The 16,934-nt window shown below is 61.9% G+C and carries 18 protein-coding genes and 2 tRNA genes; 15 read left to right on the top strand and 5 right to left on the bottom strand.

Annotated features, from left to right (window positions below; translation table 11 throughout):
• Positions 1–19 precede the first annotated feature (19 nt).
• The 7 genes from pal to nadA all read left to right on the top strand — a co-directional run bounded on the left by pal (position 20) and on the right by nadA (position 5,990).
• Positions 20–523, top strand: a complete 504-nt coding sequence (gene pal, locus NAO55_RS04885; RefSeq protein WP_003292831.1) for a peptidoglycan-associated lipoprotein Pal — start codon at positions 20–22, stop codon at positions 521–523.
• A 6-nt stretch (positions 524–529) separates the two neighbouring features.
• Complete coding sequence (ybgF, locus tag NAO55_RS04880; RefSeq protein ID WP_102840057.1) at positions 530–1,342, top strand: tol-pal system protein YbgF; 813 nt, start codon at positions 530–532, stop codon at positions 1,340–1,342.
• A gap of 119 nt (positions 1,343–1,461) precedes the next feature.
• Positions 1,462–2,103, top strand: coding sequence for a 7-carboxy-7-deazaguanine synthase QueE (queE, locus tag NAO55_RS04875; RefSeq protein ID WP_180981634.1), 642 nt, complete (start codon positions 1,462–1,464; stop codon positions 2,101–2,103).
• Between the two features lie 40 nt (positions 2,104–2,143).
• Entirely contained in the window at positions 2,144–2,818 is a 675-nt protein-coding gene (queC, locus tag NAO55_RS04870) for a 7-cyano-7-deazaguanine synthase QueC (protein ID WP_102840059.1), read from the top strand.
• 107 nt (positions 2,819–2,925) lie between these two features.
• Positions 2,926–3,001: transfer RNA gene (locus NAO55_RS04865), tRNA-Lys, on the top strand.
• A 200-nt stretch (positions 3,002–3,201) separates the two neighbouring features.
• Positions 3,202–4,698, top strand: coding sequence for a succinyl-CoA:acetate CoA-transferase ScpC (scpC, locus tag NAO55_RS04860; protein WP_063539768.1), 1,497 nt, complete (start codon positions 3,202–3,204; stop codon positions 4,696–4,698).
• A 233-nt stretch (positions 4,699–4,931) separates the two neighbouring features.
• A complete protein-coding gene (nadA, locus tag NAO55_RS04855) occupies positions 4,932–5,990 on the top strand; it encodes a quinolinate synthase NadA (protein ID WP_102840060.1) in 1,059 nt (352 codons plus the stop codon).
• Positions 5,991–6,079: 89 nt separating this feature from the next.
• Here the strand turns inward: nadA and NAO55_RS04850 are convergent, their stop codons facing one another.
• Complete coding sequence (locus NAO55_RS04850; protein WP_102840061.1) at positions 6,080–7,510, bottom strand: M48 family metalloprotease; 1,431 nt, start codon at positions 7,508–7,510, stop codon at positions 6,080–6,082.
• 110 nt (positions 7,511–7,620) lie between these two features.
• Here NAO55_RS04850 and NAO55_RS04845 point away from each other — a divergent pair, with 110 nt between their 5' ends.
• Together NAO55_RS04845 and NAO55_RS04840 are read left to right on the top strand one after the other, a co-directional pair.
• Entirely contained in the window at positions 7,621–7,872 is a 252-nt protein-coding gene (locus NAO55_RS04845) for a sulfurtransferase TusA family protein (RefSeq protein ID WP_063539771.1), read from the top strand.
• Between the two features lie 20 nt (positions 7,873–7,892).
• Positions 7,893–8,969, top strand: a complete 1,077-nt coding sequence (locus NAO55_RS04840) for an AI-2E family transporter (protein WP_102840062.1) — start codon at positions 7,893–7,895, stop codon at positions 8,967–8,969.
• 33 nt (positions 8,970–9,002) lie between these two features.
• Here NAO55_RS04840 and NAO55_RS04835 read toward each other — a convergent pair whose 3' ends face one another.
• Together NAO55_RS04835 and NAO55_RS04830 are read right to left on the bottom strand one after the other, a co-directional pair.
• Entirely contained in the window at positions 9,003–9,476 is a 474-nt protein-coding gene (locus NAO55_RS04835; protein WP_102840063.1) for a peroxiredoxin, read from the bottom strand.
• Between the two features lie 21 nt (positions 9,477–9,497).
• Entirely contained in the window at positions 9,498–10,058 is a 561-nt protein-coding gene (locus tag NAO55_RS04830; RefSeq protein ID WP_102840064.1) for a glycine cleavage system transcriptional repressor, read from the bottom strand.
• A gap of 215 nt (positions 10,059–10,273) precedes the next feature.
• Here NAO55_RS04830 and dapA point away from each other — a divergent pair, with 215 nt between their 5' ends.
• The 6 genes from dapA to NAO55_RS04800 all read left to right on the top strand — a co-directional run bounded on the left by dapA (position 10,274) and on the right by NAO55_RS04800 (position 16,331).
• Complete coding sequence (gene dapA / locus NAO55_RS04825) at positions 10,274–11,152, top strand: 4-hydroxy-tetrahydrodipicolinate synthase (protein WP_063541767.1); 879 nt, start codon at positions 10,274–10,276, stop codon at positions 11,150–11,152.
• Positions 11,153–11,168: 16 nt separating this feature from the next.
• Positions 11,169–12,269: an NlpB/DapX family lipoprotein gene (gene bamC, locus NAO55_RS04820; protein ID WP_102840065.1), complete on the top strand. Its 1,101-nt coding sequence runs from the start codon at positions 11,169–11,171 to the stop codon at positions 12,267–12,269.
• Between the two features lie 94 nt (positions 12,270–12,363).
• Positions 12,364–13,233, top strand: a complete 870-nt coding sequence (locus NAO55_RS04815) for a phosphoribosylaminoimidazolesuccinocarboxamide synthase (protein WP_102840066.1) — start codon at positions 12,364–12,366, stop codon at positions 13,231–13,233.
• A 116-nt stretch (positions 13,234–13,349) separates the two neighbouring features.
• A tRNA-Ser gene (locus NAO55_RS04810) sits at positions 13,350–13,439 on the top strand.
• A 147-nt stretch (positions 13,440–13,586) separates the two neighbouring features.
• Complete coding sequence (locus NAO55_RS04805; RefSeq protein WP_102840400.1) at positions 13,587–15,950, top strand: DNA polymerase II; 2,364 nt, start codon at positions 13,587–13,589, stop codon at positions 15,948–15,950.
• A 72-nt stretch (positions 15,951–16,022) separates the two neighbouring features.
• Entirely contained in the window at positions 16,023–16,331 is a 309-nt protein-coding gene (locus NAO55_RS04800; RefSeq protein ID WP_102840067.1) for a hypothetical protein, read from the top strand.
• A 53-nt stretch (positions 16,332–16,384) separates the two neighbouring features.
• Here NAO55_RS04800 and NAO55_RS04795 read toward each other — a convergent pair whose 3' ends face one another.
• The gene (locus tag NAO55_RS04795) at positions 16,385–16,729 is read right to left on the bottom strand and encodes a YdbL family probable chaperone protein (protein WP_063540005.1); all 345 of its coding nucleotides are present in this window, start codon (positions 16,727–16,729) and stop codon (positions 16,385–16,387) included.
• Between the two features lie 8 nt (positions 16,730–16,737).
• The gene (locus NAO55_RS04790; RefSeq protein WP_013983382.1) at positions 16,738–16,929 is read right to left on the bottom strand and encodes a YnbE family lipoprotein; all 192 of its coding nucleotides are present in this window, start codon (positions 16,927–16,929) and stop codon (positions 16,738–16,740) included.
• Positions 16,930–16,934: the final 5 nt, after the last annotated feature.

The following is a 16,934-nucleotide window of genomic DNA, read 5'->3' as shown; positions in this document are numbered from 1 at the left end:
ACACCTGGGGTTGTTACAAATGGAAATGCTGAAATTCGGTAAGTTCACCGCTCTGGCTCTGGCCATGGCTGTTGCTGTCGGTTGTTCCTCCAAGGGCGGCGACGATTCTGGCGAAGGTTCGGGCGCGATCGATCCGAATGCCGGTTACGGCGCTGACTCCGGTGCCGTTGACGGCAGCATGAGCGAAGAAGCCGCTCTGCGCGCCATCACCACCTTCTACTTCGAGTACGACAGCTCCGACCTGAAGCCGGAAGCCATGCGCGCTCTGGACGTTCACGCCAAGGACCTGAAAGGCAACGGCGCTCGCGTCGTTCTGGAAGGCCACACCGACGAGCGTGGTACCCGTGAGTACAACATGGCTCTGGGCGAGCGTCGTTCCAAGGCCGTTCAGCGCTACCTGGTTCTGCAGGGCGTTTCCCCGGCTCAGCTGGAACTGGTTTCCTACGGCGAAGAGCGTCCGGTTGCCATGGGCAACGACGAGCAGTCCTGGGCTCAGAACCGTCGCGTCGAACTGCGTAAGTAATTCGTCATGCGCAAGTACCGCCACGCTCTGACTTTTACAGTGCTCGGCTTGCCGCTGATGGCGGTGGCTCAAGTGCCGGTTGTGGATTACGAACAGGGTGCCGCCAGTGGTGGCTCCGGTTATTCCACGGCCGCGCCGAGTGGTGACGGTGCCTATGCCGGAGGTGGAGCTGCTGCTCCATCTTCGGCGCAGGGCATGCTCTTCATGCAGCTGCAGCAGATGCAGGAAGAGATCGCGCAATTGCGCGGCATGCTCGAGGAACAACAGAATCAGATCCAGCGCCTGCAACAAGAGGGGCTGGAACGCTATCAGGATCTTGATCGGCGCCTGTCCAGCGGGCCGGCGGCGTCCAGTAATCAGTCGGCGCCATCGCGCGAACCGTCGGCTGCGGGCGGTGCCGGTGCATCCACTGCCTCGTCCGGGCAGTCGCAGGGCGCTTCGGGTGACCCGGCGCAAGAGAAGCTCTATTACGACGCCGCATTCGACCTGATCAAGGCAAAGGATTTCGACAAGGCCAGCCTGGCCTTTGCTGCATTCCTGCGCAAGTATCCGGAGAGTCAGTACGCTGGCAACGCGCAGTATTGGCTGGGTGAAGTCAATCTGGCCAAGGGCGATCTGCAGGGTGCGGGCCAGGCTTTTGCCCGCGTCAGTCAGGCTTATCCGCAGCACAGCAAGGTGCCGGACTCGCTTTACAAGCTGGCCGATGTCGAGATCCGCATGGGCAATCGCGACAAGGCCCAGGGGATCTTGCGCCAGGTCATCGCGCAGTACCCGAATACGTCCGCGGCGCAGTTGGCACAGCGCCAGCTCAATCGCTGAATTCGCCTGCGTTAACGAACGAAACCCGCCCACAGTGCGGGTTTTTTCGTTAGAATCGCCGCCCCTATTTCCCGCAACGGAGGCGGATGGCCTGTTTAGCCGTCACGCCCGTGGCTGATATGACCCTGCGAATTACCGAGATTTTCTACTCGCTGCAGGGGGAGACGCGCACCAGTGGCCTGCCCACGGTGTTCGTTCGCCTGACCGGCTGTCCCCTGCGCTGTCAGTACTGCGATACCGCCTATGCGTTCAGTGGCGGAGAGCTCATGACCCTCGATGCAATCGTCGAGCGTGTCGCCTCGTACAATCCACGTTACGTCTGCGTAACCGGTGGCGAGCCGCTGGCTCAGCCCAACTGCGTGCCGCTGCTGCAGCGGCTTTGCGATGCCGGTTATGACGTGTCATTGGAAACCAGTGGTGCACTGGATATCTCCGCAGTGGATGTGCGGGTCAGTCGAGTGGTTGACCTGAAAACGCCAGGCTCCGCGGAAGTTGGACGCAACCGCTACGAGAACATCGCGCACCTCACCCGTAACGATCAGGTCAAATTCGTCATCTGTTCCCGTGAGGACTACGATTGGGCCGTATCGAAGTTGATCGAGTTCGGGTTGGAGCGCCGGGCCGGTGAGGTCCTGTTCTCGCCAAGCCATGGTCAGGTCGATGTGCGCGCACTGGCGGACTGGATCGTCGCGGACAATCTGCCGGTGCGACTGCAGCTGCAGTTGCACAAGATCATCTGGAACGATGCGCCTGGCCATTGAGCATGGCGCCCATCAATCGTTTTGAAGGTAAAACGCGGAAATGAACGAGAAGAAAGCAGTCATCCTGCTCTCCGGTGGGCTTGATTCGGCGACCGTCGTGGCCATGGCGCGCGCCCAGGGCTATGCCTGCTACACCATGAGTTTCGATTACGGCCAGCGCCATCGGGCGGAGCTGCAGGCCGCCGAGCGGGTCGCGAAGCAGCTGGGGGTCGTCGAGCACAAGGTCATCGGACTGAACCTTAACGGCATAGGCGGCTCGGCATTGACCGACGCCAGCATCGATGTGCCGGAGGCGCCCGGTGAGGGAATTCCCGTGACCTACGTACCAGCGCGCAATACCGTCTTCCTGTCGCTGGCGCTGGGCTGGGCCGAAGTGCTGGAGGCTCGCGACATCTTCATTGGCGTCAATGCGGTGGACTATTCCGGTTACCCCGATTGCCGCCCGGAATTCGTCTCCGCCTTCGAGCGGATGGCCAATCTGGCCACCAAGGCCGGCGTCGAAGGGCAGGGGTTCCGCATTCAGGCGCCGCTGCAGAATCTCAGCAAGGCACAGATCGTCCAGGAGGGAAGCCGGCTGGGCGTCGACTATGCGATGACGGTCTCCTGCTATCAGGCGGATGAAGACGGTCGCGCCTGCGGCAAGTGCGACAGTTGCAGATTGCGGTCGGCTGGTTTTGCCGAGGCCGGGCTGACAGATCCGACGCGCTATTTCTGAAGCTGGGTTTCCGATAGAGCGTCGCTCACGCTACTGCTACGGGTGAAAGTTTTTTTTAAAAAAAAGTTTGTTTTCATCAATCAAATCAGTATCATGCGCACCGCATCGGGTCGTTAGCTCAGTTGGTAGAGCAGTTGGCTTTTAACCAATTGGTCGTAGGTTCGAATCCTACACGACCCACCATATCGCTCCCCTTGGAGCAGAGAAGCCGGAGGCCAGTAGGTCATCCGGCTTTTTTATATCCGCAGTTTTTTGCCGCTTCGCTTGAGTCATACATCTGTCCATAAACAGCGTTTTTCTCTACGACCTTAGTAGATGGCTCAAGCGTTTTTAAACGTAATAGACTGCGGCCCCCCTGATTTGTCCGTTGGTTCGAGGCTCAAATGTATTCTGATCGCATCCGCTTGTCCTCTCTGCAGAACAAGGTCATGAGTGCCCACGAGGCTGCTTCCCTTATTCGCGACGGCATGACCGTTGGCATGAGCGGCTTCACCCGTGCGGGTGAAGCCAAGGCCGTACCTCTTGCGTTGATTGACCGTGCCAAGGACGAGAAGCTGCAGATCAGCCTGGTGACCGGTGCCAGCCTGGGTAACGATCTCGATGGCAAGATGGCTTCTGCCGGCCTGCTGGCCCGCCGCATGCCGTTCCAGGCCGACCCGGTGCTGCGCAAGGCGATCAACGCAGGTGAGGTCATGTTTATCGACCAGCACCTGTCGCACACCGTGGAGCAGATGCGCAACCATCAGATCAAGCGTCCCGACGTCACCATCGTCGAAGCGCTGTGCATCACCGAGCAGGGCCACATCGTGCCGACCACCTCCGTGGGCAACTCGGCCAACCTGGCCATGTTCGCTGATCAGGTGATCATCGAGCTGAACCTGGCGCACAACCTGAACCTGGAAGGCCTGCACGATATTTACTTCCCAGGTGAGCGTCCGAACCGTGGCCCGATCCCGTTGACCAAGGTCGATGACCGTCTCGGCAGCGCAGCCATCCCGGTCGATCCGGCCAAGATCGCCGCAATCGTGATCACCAATCAACCTGACTCCTACTCGACCGTCACGCCGCCGGACGAAGAAACCCAGGCCATCGCCAATCACCTGGTCGAGTTCTTCAAGACCGAAGTGGCTGCCGGTCGCATGGCAAAAAATCTCGGCCCGATGCAGGTCGGTATCGGCAACATCGCCAACGCCGTTATGTGCGGTCTGATCGACTCGCCGTTCGAAGACCTGGTGATGTACTCCGAAGTACTGCAGGACTGCACGTTCGAGCTGATCGACGCCGGCAAGATGACCTTTGCTTCCGGTTGCTCCATCACGCTTTCCGAGCGTTGCAACGATCGCGTGTTCGGTAACCTGGAAAAGTACAAGGACAAGCTGGTGCTGCGTCCGCAGGAAATCTCCAACCATCCGGAACTGGTGCGCCGCCTCGGCATCATCGGCATCAACACTGCGCTCGAGTTCGACATCTACGGTAACGTCAACTCCACCCATGTGGGCGGCACCAAGATGATGAATGGTATCGGTGGCTCGGGCGACTTCGCGCGCAACGCTCACCTGGCCATCTTCGTGACCAAGTCGATCGCCAAGGGCGGCAACATTTCCAGCGTCGTACCGATGGTCGCTCACGTCGATCACACTGAACACGACGTCGAGATCCTGGTGACCGAGCAGGGCCTGGCCGACCTGCGTGGCCTGGCACCGCGCGAGCGTGCCCGTGTGATCATCGACAACTGTGTGCATCCGTCCTACCGCGATGTGCTGAACAAGTACTTCGAGGATGCCTGCCAGAAAGGTGGCCAGACCCCGCACCTGCTGCGCGAGGCCATGCAGTGGCACATCAACCTGGAAGAACGCGGTCACATGCTCAAGGGTGAGTGATCCAAAGAAACCGCCGGCGCACAGCCGGCGGTTTTCGTTTGCGGCTGCGAAAACCACCCCCGCGCCCGATGCTTTCCCTTTTGCCAATGCATCGGCTAGTATTCCTGCCCCGTCGAATGGCAGGAGCCTCGCCCGAATCCTGCTCCTCCCGTCTTATCGACAAGCCCGACGTTACCGATGCCGCCGTGCTACCTGGCGCTTCGTGCAATCCCGTGTTGGCAGGACCCGCAACCATGACGCAGATACCCGAACGCATCCTTGTGCAGGCACACCTGGCGGCCAAGCAACCCCAGCCGCTTACGCCTGAGCAGGAGGCTATGTTGCGCAGCGAGATCGCTGCCGAGTTGAAGCGCCAGAATGCGGTGCTGGTGGCGCATTACTACACCGATCCGGTGATCCAGGCGCTGGCCGAGGAGACCGGCGGTTGCGTTTCCGATTCGCTGGAAATGGCACGTTTCGGCAATGAACACCCCGCGCAGACGGTCGTGGTGGCCGGCGTCAAGTTCATGGGTGAAACGGCGAAGATCCTCAACCCGGAAAAGCGCGTGCTGATGCCCACTCTCGAGGCGACTTGTTCGCTCGATCTGGGCTGCCCGGTCGAAGAGTTTTCCGCGTTCTGCGACCAGCATCCCGACCGTACGGTGGTGGTGTATGCCAATACCTCTGCAGCGGTGAAAGCTCGTGCCGACTGGGTGGTGACATCCAGTTGCGCGTTGGAGATCGTCGAGAGCCTGATGGATAACGGCGAGAAAATCATCTGGGCGCCAGACAAGCATTTGGGCAATTACGTCCAGCGCGAAACCGGTGCGGATATCCTGCTCTGGGATGGCGCCTGCATCGTGCATGAGGAATTCAAGGCCAAGCAGCTGGCCGACATGAAGGCGCTGTACCCGGATGCGGCAATTCTGGTCCATCCGGAGTCGCCGCAGGCGGTTGTCGAGCTGGCCGACGCAGTGGGTTCCACCAGCCAGCTGATCAAGGCCGCGCAGACCCTGCCGCAGCAGACCCTGATCGTGGCAACCGACCGCGGGATCTTCTACAAGATGCAGCAGCTGTGTCCGGAGAAGACCTTCATCGAGGCGCCGACGGCGGGGCAGGGCGCGACCTGTCGCAGCTGTGCGCATTGCCCGTGGATGGCGATGAATACCCTTGAGCGCACCCTGGAGTGCCTGCGTACCGGAAGCAACGAAATCTTTGTCGACCCGGCACTGATTCCGCGGGCGGTGAAGCCGCTCAAGCGAATGCTCGATTTCACCCAGGCGGCACGGTTGAAGCAGGCCGGTAACGCCTGAGCCCACATTCTGCGGCGAACCAAGGCCACGCTTCGTCGAGCGTGGCCTTTTCGTTGGTGCAGTGTGCGTGGATGACGGCGCTGCGCTGATCAGCGCAGCATGTCCTCGACCATGCGCTTCTCTTCGATCAGCTGCTTCTGCCTGGCGTCGATTCGCGCGCCAATCTGGAAATTGCTGGCTCGGCGCTTGGCAAGATCGAGCTGCTCGATTGCCTGGTCGTAATCGCCGACCAGTGCGAAGTATTCGGCGCGCGCCTGATGCAGGCCGACGATGTTTCCGCTCAGTCCGCGGACCTCGGCGACTTGGTACCAGATGTCCGGGTCCCGGTGGCGCTGCTCTGCCAGTTTGTCCAGCTCACGCTCGGCTTGTTGTGTCTCGCCCCGCTCCATCAATAGATCGATGTGCATCTGGCGCACCGGGTAGTTACCCGGATACAGCTGGAGCAGGCGCTGCAGACGGGTCTGAGCGTGCTGCAGGCGATTGGCGGTGATGTCGAGTTCGACCTGTGCGAGATTGTAGGTGAGGTCGTCCGGTGCCTTGGCCAGTAGCGGCGCCAGGCTGTTCGCCGCATCGGCGAGCTGTCCGGCCTTCATCTGCGCCAGCGCCAGCCCGTAGCGGGCGGCGTCCATCTCCGGATTCTCATCGAGCATCGCACGGAAACGTTTGGCTCCGACGCCGGGCGTGCTTTCGAACTTGAGTTGCGTGCGCGCCCGCATCAACTGGTAGCGCAGGCTGTCCTGGGTGCCGCCTTGTGCGTATTGCTCGGCTCGGTTGGTGGTGTCGGCGATGCGCGATTCGCTGACCGGGTGGGTCAGAAGGAACTCCGGCGGCTTCTGGTCATAGCGATACTGGCGCATCAGCCGGCCGAACATCGAGGGCATGGCGCGTGGATCGTAGCCGGCGCGTTCGAGGTTGACGATGCCAATGCGATCGGCCTCCTGCTCGTTCTGTCGGGAGAAGCGGCGCTGTGCCTGGATGGCCGCGGCCTGGGTGGAGACGATCGCGGCAATGCCCGCATCGCCGGCACCGGCTGCAGCCGCCACGACGCCAGCGAGCATGGCGGCCATCATCGGCAGCTGCATGCGCTGCTGGGCTTCCAGGCCGCGAGCGAAATGCCGCTGTGAAAGGTGGGCCAGTTCGTGCGCCATCACCGACGCATACTCAGCTTCGGTTTGCGCATGGATAAACAGCCCGCCGTTGACGCCGATAATGCCGCCCGGTGCCGCAAAGGCGTTGAGCTGAGGGCTATCGAGCAGGACAAATTCGAGGCGCCGATCCTGCAGCTGACTGGTTTCAGCCAGGCGGTACACGCTGCTTTCCACGTAGTCCTTGAGTTGGGGGTCGGAAAGCTGCTTGACCTGGCCACGCAGCAGGCTGAGCCAGGCGCGTCCGAGCAGGTGTTCCTGTTCCGGCGAGACGATGCCCGAGCTGGCATCGCCCAGCGAAGGCAGCTCATTGGACAGGCTTGGCTGGGCGAACAGGCAGGCGAGCGTGAGGAAGGCAGGGCGCAGCAGTTTCATCCAGGCGGGCTCTTAGAAATCAGAGCAGCTACTGTAGCCTTGACCTTGGCCGGCTGGCCAGAGCCCTGCTGGGCTAGGTATGCTGCCGGGCTTTTCCATGGAGGCTCATGATGTCTGATGCACCCTCGCAGGCAATTGCCTTCGACGCCGAACTCGATGCCGTCGGGCTTGATTGCCCGATGCCCCTGCTCAAGGCCAAGCTGGAGCTCAATCGCCTGGCCAGCGGCGCCGTCCTAAAGGTTACGGCGAGCGATCCGGGCTCGCAGCGTGATTTCCGCAGTTTCGCCAGGTTGGCCGGCCACACCCTCGTCCACGAAGAGGTCGAGGGTGACCTGTATCGCTACTGGCTGCGCAAGGCCTGACGTCCGGTACGGGGGTTCACATGCTCAAGGTTTTTCGTGGCTGGATGCAGCGTTACTTTTCGCACGAGGAAGCGATCGTCCTCGCGGTGCTGCTGTTTCTTGCATTCGCGGTTGTTCTGACGCTTGGCAAGATGTTGGCGCCAGTGTTGGCCGGTTTGGTACTGGCGTTCCTGATGCAGGGGTTGGTGGGCGCCATGGAGCGTCGGCGGGTGCCGCACCTGCTTGCGGTATGGCTGGTGTTCCTGATGTTCATCGGCGTGCTGGTCGTTTGCATGCTGTTTATCGTGCCGCTGCTCTGGCAGCAGGTGCTGACGCTTTTCAACGAGCTGCCACGCATGCTGGTGGAGTGGCAGACGCTGCTGTTGCTGCTGCCGGAGCGCTATCCGCAGTTGATCACCGAAGAGCAGGTGTTGCGTGGTATCGACTTCATGCGTGGCGAGATAGGTCGCTACGGCCAGCTGGTGCTGACGTCGTCGTTGTCGAGCCTGCCGTTGCTGATCGGGCTGATGATCTATCTGGTGCTGGTGCCGATCCTGGTGTTCTTCTTTCTCAAGGACCGCGAGCAGATCAGCGACTGGATCAAGGGCTACCTTCCGCGCGAGCGTGGTTTGATCACTCAGGTCTCTCAGGAGATGAATCTGCAGATCGCCAATTACATTCGGGGCAAGGCCATCGAGATCCTGATCTGTGCTGTGGTGTCGTATGCGGTCTTCGCGGCGCTGGGGCTCAACTATGCCGCGCTGATGGCGATGCTGGTCGGCGTCTCTGTCGTGGTGCCCTATATCGGCGCGACGGTCGTGACCATTCCGATCGCACTGATCGGGATATTCCAGTGGGGGCTGGGAGACCAGTTCTTCTACCTGATGGTGGCTTACGCGATCATCCAGACGCTGGATGGCAACGTGCTGGTACCCCTGCTGTTCTCCGAGGCGGTGAATCTGCACCCGGTGGCGATCATCTGCGCCGTATTGCTGTTCGGTGGGCTCTGGGGTTTCTGGGGGGTATTCTTCGCGATCCCGCTGGCCACCCTGTTCAAGGCCGTTCTGTATGCCTGGCCACGCGAGGCTGCGGCGGTCGTGGTCGAAACGGGCGAATGAGCGACGCGGCGGCTGCAGGCCGCCGCCGTTGTATCAACCTTGATTCAGTGCCTGAGCGGCCTCCAGCACCGCCTCCACGTGACCTGGAACCTTCACGCTGCGCCATTCGCGGCGCAAGACCCCGTTGCGGTCAATAAGGAAGGTGCTCCGGTCGACGCCCAGATATTCCTTTCCATAGAGTTTCTTCAGCTTGATGACGTCGAACAGCTGGCAGAGCTGCTCGTCCTTGTCGCTGATCAGCTCGAATGGGAAGCCCTGCTTGGCGCGGAAATTCTCATGGGTTTTCAGGCTGTCGCGCGATACCCCGAAAACCAGGGTGTCGGCTGCCAGGAAGGCCTGGTGATGGTCGCGAAACCCCTGACCTTCGGTCGTGCAGCCCGGGGTGTTGTCCTTCGGGTAAAAGTACAGCACGACCTGCTTGCCGGCGAATGTTTCGGGGCTGACGACCTGGCTGCTGGTTGCCTGCGCCTGGAAGTGCGGAACGGGATGATCGATTTCGACGGCCATGTTGGCTCCTGTACTGGGACCTTACGGATTCTGAGGGCGCCACGGCTCGATCAGTGCGTCGAGATTGAGCGCATCGGCGAAGTCTAGAAACTGGTCCCGCAGCCAGCTGATCTGGGTGCCGGCGGGCAGCGTCACCGTCAATGTGGCGTTGAGCATGGTGCCGCCGGTCTGCGGGGCCTGGTAGGTGTCACAGGTCAGGCTTTCCAGTTCTACGCGATGATCGATGAAGAACTGGCAAAGCTCGTTGAGGATATCCGGACGATAGACCGCGCTCACGTAGGCTACATAAGGCAGGGCTTGCGGGCGGCTTTCCAGCGCCTCGCTGCGGACCACATTGGACGTGAACGCATGCTTTTTCGACAGGCCCGGCAATCCGGCTTCCATGCGGGCCAAGGCATCCCAGCTGCCGGCGACTTCGAGGACCAGTGCGCTGCAGGCACCATGGCGCGTCAACCGCGTACTGACCACCGCGCAGCGGTTCTCGTTGGCGGCTCGGCAGAGCACATTGGTCAGCTCCATGGGGTTGGCGCCGAGGGCGCTGATGACGAGAAATTGTTCGCGAGGTAGAGGGGGGGTGGACATGCAGCGTTCCTGGCGGTGGTGAATCGGACGGCCAGCCAAGCCGAAAACGGCTAAGGGTAGCGAAAAGCGCCTTCGGAGGGAATGCGTAACGCCATGCGGTCGCCGGCAGCGGCGGAGCCCTGCCACTGTGTCAGACCAGCGCTCAGGCTACTCGCAAAGCGCCGGGGAGCCTTGTACCATTACGCCTCTTTTTCGAATCCGGCAGGAGTGGTTGCATGATTGCGGGCAGTATGGTGGCGCTGGTCACGCCCATGGATGCGCAAGGCGGTCTGGACTGGGACAGCCTGAGCAAACTGGTGGACTTCCATTTGCAGGAAGGCACCAATGCAATCGTTGCTGTCGGGACCACCGGCGAGTCGGCTACGCTCAGCGTCGCCGAGCACATCGAAGTCATCCGGCGTGTCGTCGACCAGGTCAATGGCCGCATTCCAGTGATCGCCGGAACGGGCGCCAACTCCACCAGCGAAGCAGTCGAGCTGACCGAGAACGCTAAGGCCGCCGGCGCCGATGCCTGCCTGCTGGTGACGCCTTACTACAACAAGCCGACCCAGGAAGGCCTGTACCTGCATTTCAAGCACATCGCCGAAGCCGTGGCGATTCCGCAGATTCTCTACAACGTGCCCGGTCGTACCGTTTGCGACATGCTGCCGGATACCGTGGAGCGTCTGTCCAAGATATCCAACATCATTGGTATCAAGGAGGCCACGGGTGACCTCAAGCGCGGCCAGGAAGTGCTGGATCGCGTCAGCAAGGACTTTCTCGTGTACTCGGGTGACGATCCCACTGCCGTCGAACTGATGCTGATGGGCGGCAAGGGCAATATCTCCGTGACCGCAAACGTCGCGCCGCGTGCCATGAGCGATCTCTGCGCCGCTGCGATGGCCGGTGATGCCACCACTGCTCGCGCCATCAATGAGCGCCTGATGCCGCTGCATCGCGCGCTGTTTCTGGAAGCCAATCCGATTCCGGTCAAATGGGCATTGCACGAGATGGGCCTGATGGGTAACGGCATCCGTCTGCCGTTGACCTGGCTCAGTCAGAGCTTCCAGGAACCGCTGCGCCAGGCAATGCGCCAAACCGGCGTGCTGGCTTAATAACAAAGGAATACGCATGAAGCGACTGGCCGGACTCTCGACCCTTGCCCTGATCATTTCCACCACCAGCGGCTGCGGTTGGCTATGGGGCGACGAAGGATATTTCCGTGACCGTGGCAGCGACTATCTGTCGGCACGTCAGACAGCGCCGATGCAGGTCCCTGTCGAAGGGGAGACCCGGCCGCTCGATCCGCTGTTGCCAATCCCACAGCAAGTCGCCGATACCAGCGCGACAGGCAAATATGAAGTCCCGCGCCCCCAGCGTCTGGCCGTTGCCGCTGATACCAGCGATTTCAGCGTGCAGTCCGCTGGCGAAACGCGCTGGCTCGTGGCGCAATATGCGCCGTCGCAGGTTTGGGTCGCAGCCCGGCAGTTCTTCACCGACAACGGCTTCAGCATCGCTGAAGAGCGGCGTCAGACTGGCGAGTTCGTCACCGCCTGGCAGACCGCCGCCGACTTGAACGATGAGCTGGTTCGCGATCTGGGTATCCAGGAAGGCGAAACCCGCGTGCGTGTCCGGGTTGAGCCCGGCGTGCAGCGCAACACCAGTGAGATCTTCGTGGTTAGCGTAAAGCGTCCGGCTGGCAGCAGCGCCGATGTCGCCTGGCCGGAAACCTCCAGCAACAAGGAGCTCGATCGGGTACTGCTTGACGAACTGCAGGCCAGTCTGGATCGCAGTTCGCAGCAGGGTGGTTCCGTTTCACTGCTGGCCGAGCGCGACTTCGATGCGCCTAGTCGTGTCAATCTGACCGAGGATGGAAGCGGCAATCCGACCCTGCAGCTGGACAGCGATTTCGACCGGGCCTGGTCCAGCATTGGTCGTGCCTTGCAGGCCGCCGATGTGCGTGTCGAGGACCTAGATCGTAGCCTGGGCGTGTATTACGTGAACCTCAGTGAGGGTGCCAACGATCCGGATGACAAGCCTGGTTTCTTCAGCCGGCTGTTCGGTGGTGCTCCGGACAAGGACGAGATCGAGGCACGTGCCGAGCGCTATCAGGTGCGGCTGACCCGTGCTGGCAACGGAGTGCAGGTGACGCTGGACAAGAGCATCGATACCGTTGCGCCAGCGGACGTCGCCCGTCGGGTGCTCAGTCTGATCAAGGACAACCTGGGCTGACTGCGAGCTGCCCCGTTACACGAACACGGATAGGCGAAACCCATGGTTTCGCCTGTTTCGTTTCTGCTGACCTGCCAACTGCGGAAATTTGCGTATGACCACTCCCACCGCCCTCAGCCTGAAGAAGATCTACTCGGGCAAGGTTCGCGACCTTTACGAGATCGACGAAAAGCGCATGCTCATGGTCGCCACCGACCGCCTGTCGGCCTTCGACGTGATCCTTGCCGAGCCGATTCCGGAGAAGGGCAAGATCCTGACCGCCATCTCCAACTTCTGGTTCGACAAGCTCAAGGGCCTGATTCCCAATCACTTCACCGGCGACAAGGTCGAGGACGTGGTGCCGGCTGACGAGTTGCCGCTGGTCGAAGGGCGTGCCGTTGTCGCCAAGCGTCTCAAGCCGGTTGCGGTAGAGGCCATCGTGCGCGGCTATATCGTCGGCTCAGGGTGGAAGGAATATCAGAAGAGCGGCACCGTCTGTGGCATCCAGCTGCCCGCAGGCCTGAAGGAAGCTGCCAAGCTGCCGCAGCCGATCTTCACCCCCTCGACCAAGGCCGCGGTAGGCGACCACGACGAGAACATTTCCTTCGAGCAGTGCGAGGCGATCATCGGCAAGGAGCTGGCTGCGCAGGTGCGTGACGTGTCTATCACACTCTACAGTGCAGCCGTCGAGTACGCGGCCACCCGCGGAATCATCATCGCTGATACCAAGTTCGAGTTCGGCCTCGATGAAGACGGCACCTTGACCTTGATGGACGAGGTGCTGACGCCCGACTCGAGCCGTTTCTGGCCTGCCGACAGCTATGAAGAGGGCAAGAACCCGCCGAGCTTCGACAAGCAATTCGTCCGCGACTGGCTGGAGTCCACCGGCTGGAACAAGCAGCCCCCTGCGCCTGCCGTGCCCGCAGAGGTCGCGCAGAAAACCGCCGACAAGTATCGCGAAGCACTGACGCGGCTGACCGTCTGAAGGGTGCAGGGCGACCGGAGTCGACTGCCCGACCGTGCAAACGGCTGAAAAACGGTAAAAAATCTGTGCAGTTGGGGTTCGACAAAGCCGATCCAGCTGCTATGATGCGCGCCGCTGGAGAGATGCCGGAGTGGCCGAACGGGACGGATTCGAAATCCGTTGTACCTTCGCGGGTACCTAGGGTTCAAATCCCTATCTCTCCGCCATTACATGTAGCCTGAACCCCTGTACTCGCGAGAGTGCGGGGGTTTTTGCTTTTCTGGGTTGGCGTTTACCGTGCGGTGCATCGGTATGCGATACGACCTGCCTGGGAGAGGACGGGCTTGCTGTTCATTCAGGTGCCGGGGAGGCTGATGTCGCAGTTGCAGCAGGGTTTTATCCTGACCCGTCACTGGCGAGAGACGCCTGCGGGTACCGAGGTGAGTTTCTGGCTCGCCACCGACAGCGGGGCGCGGCGGGTGTGCGTGCCGTACCGGCATTCGGTCGCCTTCTTTGCGCAGGAGCGGCGCGCTTTCGTCGAGTCCATGCTGCGACAAGAGCCTGACATTGAGCTGCGGCCGCTCGACCTGCACGACTTCCATCATCGCCCGGTCATGGGGCTGTACTGCCGGTCGCATCGCCGACTGATGGACTGCGCGCGGCGGCTGCGCGATGTCGGTGTGGATGTCTACGAGGCGGATATCAGGCCGCCCGAGCGTTACCTCATGGAGCGCTTCATCACCGCACCGGTGTGTTTCGAGGATGGCGCCGATCGCTATGACGCCTCACCCGTGCAGCTCAAACCCGCGGCGGACTATCGTCCGAGGCTCAGGCTGGTCTCGCTGGACATCGAGACCACGGCCCGTGGCGATCTGTATTCCATTGCCCTGGAGGGCTGCGGCCAGCGTCAGGTCTATATGCTCGGCCCGGAAAACGGCGATGCTTCGGCCGTCGATTTTTCTCTGGAGTACTGCGAAAGCCGAAGCCAGTTGCTCGAACGGCTGAACACCTGGTTCGCCGAACACGACCCGGACGCGATCATCGGCTGGAATCTGGTGCAGTTCGACCTGCGGGTACTGCATGAACATGCGCAGCGCTTGCAGGTGCCGCTGCGCCTGGGGCGCGCCGGGGCGACGATGGAATGGCGCGAGCATGGCGCACGCAGTAATCACTTCTTCGCCGCGGCCGAGGGCCGGCTGATCATCGACGGTATCGAGGCGTTGCGCTCGGCGACCTGGAGCTTCCCCTCGTTCAGTCTGGAGAATGTCGCCCAGACCTTGCTGGGGGAGGGCAAGGCGATCGACAACCCCTACCAGCGCATGGCGGAGATCGACCGTATGTTCGCCGAGGACAAGCCGGCGCTGGCCCGCTACAACCTCAAGGATTGCGAGCTGGTGACGCGCATCTTCGCCCATACCGAGCTGCTGACGTTTCTCCTCGAGCGAGCCACTGTCACCGGCCTTGCGGCAGATCGCAGCGGCGGTTCGGTGGCGGCGTTCGAGCATCTTTATCTGCCGTTGATGCACCGGCAGGGCTTCGTTGCGCCTAACCTGGGCGCGCGCCAGGGTGAGGCGAGCCCGGGCGGTTTCGTGATGGACTCGCAGCCGGGGCTATACGAATCGGTGCTGGTGCTGGACTACAAGAGCCTGTACCCATCGATCATCCGCACCTTCCTCATCGACCCCGTGGGGCTGATCGAGGGGCTGCGCCAGCCGACCGACGAGGCATCGGTTGCAGGCTTTCGCGGGGCGCGCTTCTCGCGCACCCGGCATTGCCTGCCGGCCATCGTCGAGCGCGTCTGGGAAGGGCGCGAGGCGGCGAAGCGCGAGCACAACAAACCGTTGTCACAGGCGCTGAAGATCATCATGAATGCCTTCTACGGCGTGCTCGGCTCCAGTGGTTGTCGCTTTTTCGACTCGCGGCTGGCATCGTCGATCACCCTGCGTGGCCACGAGATCATGCGCCGCACGCGGGAACTGATCGAGGCCGAGGGTCACGTGGTGATCTACGGCGACACCGACTCGACGTTCGTCTGGCTGGGCCGAGCGCATTCGGATGAGGCGGCCGAACGCATCGGTCGCGACCTGGTACAGCGGATCAACGACTGGTGGCGTGGGCATCTGCGTGACGAGTATGGCTTGAGCAGTGCCCTGGAGTTGCAGTACGAAACGCACTTCCGGCGCTTCCTGATGCCGACGATCCGCGGCGCCGAGGAGGGTAGCAAGAAGCGTTATGCCGGCCTGGTCACGCGCGCGGATGGTAGCGACGGCATGGTGTTCAAGGGGCTGGAAACCGTGCGCACGGACTGGTCGCCGCTGGCGCAGCGCTTTCAGCAGGAGCTGTACCTGCGCATCTTCCACCGCCAGCCGCACCAGGATTACGTGCGTGAGTATGTGCGCCGAACTCTGGCTGGCGAGTTCGACGAGCTGCTGGTTTACCGCAAGCGCCTGCGTCGCCGGCTGGACGACTACCAGCGCAACGTGCCGCCGCATGTGCGGGCGGCGCACCTGGCCGACGAGTGCAATGACCGCCTTGGTCGTCCGCGGCAGTATCAGAACGGCGGCTGGATCAGCTACCTGATCACCGTCGCCGGCCCTGAGCCACTGGAGGCGCGCACCTCTGCCGTCGACTACGACCACTACGTGACGCGCCAGCTGCAGCCAGTGGCGGACGCGATCCTGCCCTTTGTCGGCGACGACTTCGCCTCGCTGATCGACGGGCAGCTGGGGCTGTTCTGACCGCCAGCCGGGCGTCATCTCCGGCAGTGCGGGGTCGAATGCTTGCTCCCACTTTCCTCGCCGAGGTCGCGTATGTTCCTTGTCCAGTTGCTGTTGCCGCTTTACGACAACGATCAGCAGGCGTTGCCGAGGTCGCTCTTTCGCACCGTGAGCGAGGAGCTGATCGAGCGCTTCGGCGGTTTGACCACCTACAGCCGTGCGCCGGCCAATGGCTACTGGCGGGAGGACGGCGAGCACGCGGTGCGAGACGAGACGGTGGTCTACGAAGTGATGGTCGATGAGCTGGACCGGGACTGGTGGGCGCAGTATCGCGTCGATCTGGAGTGCAGGTTTCGGCAGAAGTCGCTGGTGGTCAGGGCACACAGCCTGACGCTGCTGTAGGCGTCGATGGGCGGTGGGAGCGATGGCCAGGCAGGCCCGGCCATCGTCTGAGGTCACTTGCGGACCCAGTTGCCGTTGAGCTGGATGATCTGGCCGGGCGGCGTCTTTTCGATGGCCTTCTTGCCGGCGATGGCTTCGACGTCGCTGACGCTGATGCCGTTCTGCTTGGCGACGCGGTGATACTCGGCGCGGCGCGCCTGGTTGATCTGGCTGGCGATGTCCTCGGCGTTCTGGCTGGAGCGCACCACGCCGAGGTAGCCGTCGGGCTTCTCACCGAGCACGCCACTGGCCTTGGCCTCGCCCAGGGCGGACATGGCTTCGTTGAGGGTCATGGCCGCGGCGGGCAGGGCCAGCAGGAGCGCCAGGAGCAGGCTGGTCAGTTTCAGATAGGCTTTCATGGTCGTCCTCAGAACAGTCCGCTGTCTTGGTTGATGATCGAGTCGAGCTGCTTGTCCACGCGGATATAAATCTCGTGCTCGATCTTCACGTTCAGGTTGATATTGATTGGCTCGTTCGGCACGGCCAGTTCCACCCGCGGTGTACAGGCGCTGGCGAAGAGACCCAGCAGCACAATGGTCAGCGTATGGCGCAACCGCATGGCGG

The organism is Stutzerimonas frequens, from assembly GCF_024448335.1.
In the GTDB taxonomy this organism is placed as follows: domain Bacteria; phylum Pseudomonadota; class Gammaproteobacteria; order Pseudomonadales; family Pseudomonadaceae; genus Stutzerimonas; species Stutzerimonas frequens.
This window is presented reverse-complemented; position numbering and strand designations above follow the sequence as displayed.

Coding starts and splice junctions, on each gene's coding strand:
- pal (WP_003292831.1), top strand. CDS start 20: ATGGAAATGCTGAAATTCGGTAAGTTCACCGCTCTGGCTCTGGCCATG.
- ybgF (WP_102840057.1), top strand. CDS start 530: ATGCGCAAGTACCGCCACGCTCTGACTTTTACAGTGCTCGGCTTGCCG.
- queE (WP_180981634.1), top strand. CDS start 1,462: ATGACCCTGCGAATTACCGAGATTTTCTACTCGCTGCAGGGGGAGACG.
- queC (WP_102840059.1), top strand. CDS start 2,144: ATGAACGAGAAGAAAGCAGTCATCCTGCTCTCCGGTGGGCTTGATTCG.
- scpC (WP_063539768.1), top strand. CDS start 3,202: ATGTATTCTGATCGCATCCGCTTGTCCTCTCTGCAGAACAAGGTCATG.
- nadA (WP_102840060.1), top strand. CDS start 4,932: ATGACGCAGATACCCGAACGCATCCTTGTGCAGGCACACCTGGCGGCC.
- NAO55_RS04850 (WP_102840061.1), bottom strand. CDS start 7,510: ATGAAACTGCTGCGCCCTGCCTTCCTCACGCTCGCCTGCCTGTTCGCC.
- NAO55_RS04845 (WP_063539771.1), top strand. CDS start 7,621: ATGTCTGATGCACCCTCGCAGGCAATTGCCTTCGACGCCGAACTCGAT.
- NAO55_RS04840 (WP_102840062.1), top strand. CDS start 7,893: ATGCTCAAGGTTTTTCGTGGCTGGATGCAGCGTTACTTTTCGCACGAG.
- NAO55_RS04835 (WP_102840063.1), bottom strand. CDS start 9,476: ATGGCCGTCGAAATCGATCATCCCGTTCCGCACTTCCAGGCGCAGGCA.
- NAO55_RS04830 (WP_102840064.1), bottom strand. CDS start 10,058: ATGTCCACCCCCCCTCTACCTCGCGAACAATTTCTCGTCATCAGCGCC.
- dapA (WP_063541767.1), top strand. CDS start 10,274: ATGATTGCGGGCAGTATGGTGGCGCTGGTCACGCCCATGGATGCGCAA.
- bamC (WP_102840065.1), top strand. CDS start 11,169: ATGAAGCGACTGGCCGGACTCTCGACCCTTGCCCTGATCATTTCCACC.
- NAO55_RS04815 (WP_102840066.1), top strand. CDS start 12,364: ATGACCACTCCCACCGCCCTCAGCCTGAAGAAGATCTACTCGGGCAAG.
- NAO55_RS04805 (WP_102840400.1), top strand. CDS start 13,587: ATGTCGCAGTTGCAGCAGGGTTTTATCCTGACCCGTCACTGGCGAGAG.
- NAO55_RS04800 (WP_102840067.1), top strand. CDS start 16,023: ATGTTCCTTGTCCAGTTGCTGTTGCCGCTTTACGACAACGATCAGCAG.
- NAO55_RS04795 (WP_063540005.1), bottom strand. CDS start 16,729: ATGAAAGCCTATCTGAAACTGACCAGCCTGCTCCTGGCGCTCCTGCTG.
- NAO55_RS04790 (WP_013983382.1), bottom strand. CDS start 16,929: ATGCGGTTGCGCCATACGCTGACCATTGTGCTGCTGGGTCTCTTCGCC.